At 58.5% G+C, this 6,522-nt stretch carries 5 protein-coding genes; all 5 read right to left on the bottom strand.

Annotation, left to right across the window (positions count from 1 at the left end):
• Window positions 1-201: 201 nt before the first annotated feature.
• The 5 genes from NZK35_RS34000 to panB all read right to left on the bottom strand — a co-directional run bounded on the left by NZK35_RS34000 (window position 202) and on the right by panB (window position 6,329).
• Window positions 202-1,167, bottom strand: coding sequence for a deoxyhypusine synthase family protein (locus tag NZK35_RS34000; RefSeq protein WP_259636979.1), 966 nt, complete (start codon window positions 1,165-1,167; stop codon window positions 202-204).
• A gap of 116 nt (window positions 1,168-1,283) precedes the next feature.
• Window positions 1,284-2,870, bottom strand: a complete 1,587-nt coding sequence (locus NZK35_RS34005; RefSeq protein WP_259636980.1) for an MBL fold metallo-hydrolase — start codon at window positions 2,868-2,870, stop codon at window positions 1,284-1,286.
• A gap of 58 nt (window positions 2,871-2,928) precedes the next feature.
• A complete protein-coding gene (locus NZK35_RS34010) occupies window positions 2,929-3,585 on the bottom strand; it encodes a DNA-3-methyladenine glycosylase family protein (RefSeq protein WP_259636981.1) in 657 nt (218 codons plus the stop codon).
• Entirely contained in the window at window positions 3,582-5,402 is a 1,821-nt protein-coding gene (pepF, locus tag NZK35_RS34015; protein ID WP_259636982.1) for an oligoendopeptidase F, read from the bottom strand. The genes NZK35_RS34010 and pepF overlap by 4 nt, the downstream gene beginning before the upstream one ends.
• A 105-nt stretch (window positions 5,403-5,507) precedes the next feature.
• Window positions 5,508-6,329, bottom strand: a complete 822-nt coding sequence (gene panB / locus NZK35_RS34020) for a 3-methyl-2-oxobutanoate hydroxymethyltransferase (RefSeq protein WP_259636983.1) — start codon at window positions 6,327-6,329, stop codon at window positions 5,508-5,510.
• Between the last annotated feature and the right edge of the window lie 193 nt (window positions 6,330-6,522).

The following is a 6,522-nucleotide window of genomic DNA, read 5'->3' on the forward strand; positions in this document are numbered from 1 at the left end:
CACGTTACATCTTACGCGTCGCGGCTCACAAAAACGACAGCCCGCTCGCCGCGGGTTCCGACAACGTCATCAAACACTCTCCAGTACCCGAAGCTAGCTCACAAGAATGAAAGACAATGGGCGGCTAAAAGCCTGCACACCAACACTCGTGCCCGCACCCCTCGGTCCTTTTGTTTTTTGGCACCCGCCCCACCTCTTCCGCTACAGCCCCAGCACGTACGCAAAGATCAACGGTGCGACGATCGAGGCGTCGCTGTGGATCATGAACTTGGGTGTTTCGCGGCTGAGTTTTTCCCAGGTGATCTTTTCGTTCGGCACCGCGCCGCTGTATCCGCCATAACTGGTCTCGGCATCGCTGATCTGGCAGAAATAACTCCACAACGGCACGTCCTCCTTGAGGTCTTGCCGCATCATCGGGACCACGCAGATCGAGAAATCGCCTGCGATCCCGCCGCCGATTTGAAAGAAACCGATGGGGTGTTCCTGGCAGCACTCGCGATACCACGCGGCCAAATTTTGAAGCTGCGCGGTGCCCGACTTCATCGCATGGTGCCCGGCGACGGTGCCATCGATGACGCGGGCGGTGAAGATATTGCCCAGCGTGCTGTCCTCGACCCCCGGCACGAAAACGGGGATGCCGGCGTCTTTGGCCGCCGCGACCCAGCTGTTTTCGCGTGGGACTTGGAAGTGCTGCGGCAACTCTGGGTCGTCCAGCAATTCAAACATGAACTCCGCCGGCGTGCGGGGCTGGTTCGAATCGGCGGCGTGCCGCCAGAGCTTGGTCAACCGACCTTCGATGTGCCGCATCACGGTTTCGGGGATGCAGGTGTCGGTGACACGATTGAAGCCCTGTTCCAACAACGCTTCTTCATCGCTCTCAGACAATCCCCGCCAATTTTCGATCACGCGGTACTCGTCATGCGCGACCAGATTGAAGATGTCTTCCTCCAAATTTGCGGCCGTCGACGTGATCGCGTGCACCTTGCCTTGGCGGATCATTTCGGCCAGCGACAATCCCAACTCGCCCGTGCTCATCGCGCCGGCGAGCGTGACCATCATCCGGCCGCCGCGTTGCTCGATCAGGTCCTTGTACGACCGAGCCGCGGCCAAGGTTTCACGGGCATTGAAGTGACGGTAATGTCGTTCCAGAAAGTCGCTGACGTTCAAAACGGTACTCGGTTGGCAAAAAGCGGTTGCAAGAGAAAAATCCTATCGGATTCGCGCGAAACCTGTTTTTAATGGATGTCGACGAATCTCGAAAGTCGTGGCGGCTGACAACGTGCTCAAGCTTCGCCGAGTGTTTCTTTCAGCCGTTTGAGCAACTGATAGCGTTGATCTTCGCTCGATTTTTCAATCGTTGTGGTCAATCCGAGCATGAACTCGGCGTAGTCGTTGTGCCAATCGTGGGCCACATGGGCGACGTCTAGACGCGGCTTGGGCGCCCCCTTGGAAAGCGGCTTGGTGCCGGCACTCAACTCGAACGATTCATCGAACTGCGGCATGTAGATCCGGTCGCCGTCCAAGCCGTGCTGGACCAGCAGGTCGCGCAGCTCCTGGCGTGAATCGTCTTCGCCATGATTGAGGAACAAACCGCCGGTGATCGGACAACGCTTCTGGATCCAGTCCAACAACTCGCCTTGATCGGCGTGGGCGGAATAATTGCCCAGTTTGCGAATGTCCGCCCGCACCTTGTACGACTTGCCGTGGATACGGACTTCCTTGGCACCACTGGAGATGATCTGCCCCAGTGTTCCCGGTGATTGATAGCCGACAAACAAGACCGTGCACTCGGGGCGATAAATGTTGTTGATCAGATGGTGCTTGATGCGACCGGCGGTACACATGCCGCTGGCCGAGATGATGATCGCCCCGCCTTTGATCCCGTTGATGGCCTTACTTTCTTCCAGGGAATGCACCAAATGGAACCGTTCGTGGCGAAACAGTCTCGCTTCGTCCACCTCCACGTCCTGCAACGCCCCGGCGTGTTTGATGAACACCTCGGTCGCCTTCTTCGCCAACGGCGAATCCAGATACACGTCGGACTGGGGAATCTCACCGTGCGTCAGCAAATAACCGATGTCGTGCAGCAATTCCTGGCTGCGTTCGACGGCAAACGAAGGGATGACGACATTTCCGCCTCGCTTGAGCGCCTTGGTCAAGACATCGCGGAGTGCCTGGCGACGATTCTCCAAGGTGTAATCGTCGCGGTCCCGATTGCCGTAGGTGGATTCGCACACGATGTAGTCGTAACCGACCGGCGCATCGGGCTCGGGATGAAACGCCTTTTCTTCCGGGCCGATGTCACCGGAAAACAGCAACGAGAGTTCTTCCTGTGAATCGGGCTCGGTGATTTTTAATTCGACCGAAGCCGAACCGAGCAGGTGGCCCGCGTTCCAGAATCGGACACGGATCCCATCACGCGGCGAAAACCACTCTTCATATGCATGATTTTTTAACAACTGCAGTGTCAATTCCGCATCCGGCATCGTGTAGATCGGTTGGACCGCCGGCCGACCGCGGCGACGCAAGTTCTTGTTGAGGCGTTTGACGCCCGATTCCTGGATGTACGCCGAATCGGGAAGCATGAACTTCAACAGGTCACAGGTCGCTTCGGTCGCGTAAATCTGTCCATTGAATCCTTTTTTGACCAGCTTGGGCAGCAAACCCGAATGGTCGATGTGGGCGTGGGTCAGAATCAAAAAGTCGATCGACTTGGGATCAAACGGAAAATCCTGGTAGTTCAACTCCTGGGTCGTCTTGCTGCCTTGGAACAGACCACAATCAACCAGAAATCGATGCTTGCCGGTGTCCAGCAACGAACACGATCCGGTGACGGTGCCGGCGGCCCCGCAAAAAGTCAATTTCGCCATGAACTTGATTCACAAAGAGTAGGCCAGGACCTGGCCCGGCAAGCATCAACAAGGAACACTAAAAGATATCGCGTCCGCGTTGATGAACATACCATTGCCAGACCATTCGCGTGGCAATACTGCGAAGCGGCCGCCACGATTCGGCACGGTCGGCAATTTGCTGCCTCGATTCGTATTCCGTCTGATCGATTTCCTGGATGCCCTTGACGAGCGCCAAATCGCCCACGGGCAGGATATCGGGCCGCTGCAGCGCCATCATCAAAAACACATCGGCCGACCAATTCCCCAGCCCCAACTGGGCGACAATTTGCGACCGAACCGCTTCGTCATCCAACCGCGTCAACGCGTCGACGTCGAAGTCACCGGCAAGGCAGGCGTCGGCCAAAGCGAGCGCGTAGCGGGCTTTCTGGCGACTGAACCCCAACTCGCGCAAACGCTGGTCACCCAAGTCACGGATCGCGCGGGGACTCAATTCACTCTGACAGGTACCGACCACACGGTCGAAGGTCGCCTTGGCCGATTCGACGGAGACCTGTTGTTCAAGAATGATGTGGACGAAGGTTGCGTACGTCGCCGGTCGTCGCAACAACGGCGGCGGACCAAACTTGCGATGGATCTTTCGCAACACCGGATCCGCCTCGGCCAACCGGACCGCTCCCTCAGCAAGCGTCTTTGGGGTCAGACGACTCGGCTTGCGTTGTGGGGGCCGGCTCAAAGCAGCTGATCCAATTCTTCGGTCAGGGTCTTGAAGCGCGCCAACGTGGTCTTCACCGGCTCGGGGCTGGCCATGTCGACTCCCGCATCACGCAGCAGATCGAGCGGATCTTTGCTGCATCCCCCTGACAGAAACTTAAGGTAGTCGTCCAACTCGGCCTTGCCCCCTTCGAGCACCCGTCGCGAAAGGGCGACCGCCGCACTCAATCCGGTCGCGTACTTGTACACGTAGAACGCGCGGTAGAAGTGCGGGATCCGGAAACACTCCAGTTCCAGCTCTTTGTCGACGACGAAATCGGGGCCGAAGTAGGCATCCAACAGCTCGCGATAGGTTGCCCGAAACGATGCGACCGTCAGCGGCTCACCGGCCTCGGCCATTTCGTGCGTTTTCTTTTCGAACTCGGCGAACATCGTTTGACGCACGACCGTCGCCCGAATGCTGTCCAGCTCGTTGTTGATCAGGTACGCCCGTTCGCTGTCGCTGGCGGCATTTTTGAGCAAATGCTCGGTCAACAACTGCTCGTTGAACGTGCTCGCGACCTCGGCCACGAAAATGGTGTAGTCGTAGTACTGGTAGGGCTGGTTCTTGGATGAATAAAAGCTGTGCATGGAGTGGCCGGCTTCGTGCGTCAACGTGAACACATCGTTCAAAACGTCGGTCTTGAAATTCATCAAGATGTAGGGTTCGCCATCGAACGACCCGCAGCTGAACGCGCCGCTTTGTTTCCCGCGGTTCGGGTAGCGGTCTGCCCAACGGTTTTTCAGTCCGGCGGCGAGCGTGTCGGTGTATTCGCTGCCCAGCGGAGCGAGTGATTCGATCACGACTTCGACCGCCTGGTCCCACGTGTGCTCCTTCTTCATGTCGCTGAGGATCGGCACATAGGTGTCATAGGCGTGGATGTCCGGCAGATCCATCTTGCGGCGGCGGACGTCAAAGTATTGATGCACGCTGGGCAGCGACTCACGGACCGCGGCGATCAAGTTGTCATAGACGTCCACGGGGACGTTGTCGGGGAACAACGCACCGGCGAGAGAACTCTCATGGTTTCGGGCGCGGGCGTAATAAACGTCGCGATGAATGCTGCCGGCGAGTGTCGCCGCCAAGGTGTTTTCGTGTTCGCCGAACGCCTTGTAATATTGATGGAACGCGTTGCGACGCACCTTCCTGGACGAGCTATTGAGGAATTGAATGAACGTCGCGTGCGAAAGCTCTTGCTCGTTGCCCTCGGCGTCTTCCATCGACCCGAAACGCAAGTCCACGTCGTTGAGTTGACGGAATGCGTTGCCCGCCGCCGATGCCATCTCCCCCTGCATCGCCAACAAACGCTCCTCCTTGTCACCCAGCGTGTGCGGCCGCTGGCGGAGCAACCGGGTGAGCTGCAATCGAAACGGCTTGAGCAATGGATCGGCGACCAGGGCGTCCATTTTCTCCGGTTCGATCGCCAGCAATTCCGGACTGACATAGCTCGCCGCCTGATTGGCACGCACCGCCAGATTCTGAAACCGCGCCTTCATCCCCTGATAGTCGCTGTTGCCTTGATCTTCGGTCGTCTTCAAAAACGAATAGATCGCAACACGCTCGGCCTGGCGAGAAAAATCCGAATCGAATTGCAGAGCCTCCAGCAACGTCGCAGCCGATTCACCCAAGCGACCACGATAGGTTTCATAGGTGTCAAGTTTGGATTCCAACTCGGCAAAGGCGGTTTCCCATTCGGCGTCGCCGGCAAACAAACTGGACAGATCCCAGCAATCGTCGGCTGACACCTCAGAACGATCCGGGAGCGACTTGGCGGCAGCAGACGTCGAGGTGGCATTCATAGCAATCGTCAAACGGGTGATGGTGGGGGAGACAGCGTCGCGGAAATCGGACCGGTGCGTCGGGTTCGGGTGCGTCGAGTTCGGGTGAGTCGGGTTTGGGCCGGACTAATCAAACGTTTCTTCGGGTCCGGGAAAACTCCCGTCGCGGACGGCTTGATGAAACGACGACGCGGCGTCGCGAATCGTTTGGCCGACCGAGGCGTAGGTTCTAACAAATTTGGGCGTGTAGCCGGATGTCAGTCCGATCAGATCGTGGGTGACCAAGACCTGGCCGGTCGTCGCCCGCCCGGCGCCGATTCCGATCGTGGGAACCGTAACCGCCGCGTGGATCGCTTCGGCAACCGACTCGGGGACACATTCGATCAGCACGGCGAACGCGCCGGCTTGCTCGGCCGCAACGGCGTCTTTGACCAGTGCCGCTTCGTCGCGTTGGACCTGGTAGCCACCTTGAACGAAAACATTCTGGGGTCGCAGACCGACGTGGGCCATCACCGGAATCCCGGCGGTGACCATCGCTTCGATTCGCGACGCCTGTTCGGCGCCGCCTTCAAGCTTGACCGCATGGCAATGTGTTTCTTTCAGCACTCGGGCGCCGCAACGGATGCTGCGTTCGATTTCCAACTGGCCATCGGGAAACGGCAAATCGACGATCACCATCGCACGCGAGGTGGCCCGCCCCACCATTTCGGCGTGATAGATCATCTGGTCCATCGTCACCGGCAGGGTGGTCTCGTGCCCCTGGACGACCATCGCCAGCGAATCGCCGACCAACAGCACGTCGATGCCGGCTTGATCGAGCAACTGCGCCGTCGGGAAATCGTACGCTGTCAGCATTGAAATGGCGCCGCCCGTGTCGCGGCGCCGCTGCAGCGATCGGGTGGTCACGCGCTTGGGAACTTTTTCTTCGACCATTGAAGGGTTTGCCATCGACCGTTTGAACGAGATCCGCCTAATTCAGCGGCAGATTAGCAGACGAGCAACCCGACGAAAACCGTGCCCCAAACCGCCGCTGAAACTGGGGATCGATTGAATCGCCCCGACGCGCACGAACGCGCCTCTCGGGGTAAACTGTCAGCTGAGAAAGGGCCAGGCACGGGCATCCGTGTTGGTGTGCAGGCTT

Source organism: Stieleria sedimenti (assembly GCF_025060895.1).
Taxonomy (GTDB): domain Bacteria; phylum Planctomycetota; class Planctomycetia; order Pirellulales; family Pirellulaceae; genus Stieleria; species Stieleria sedimenti.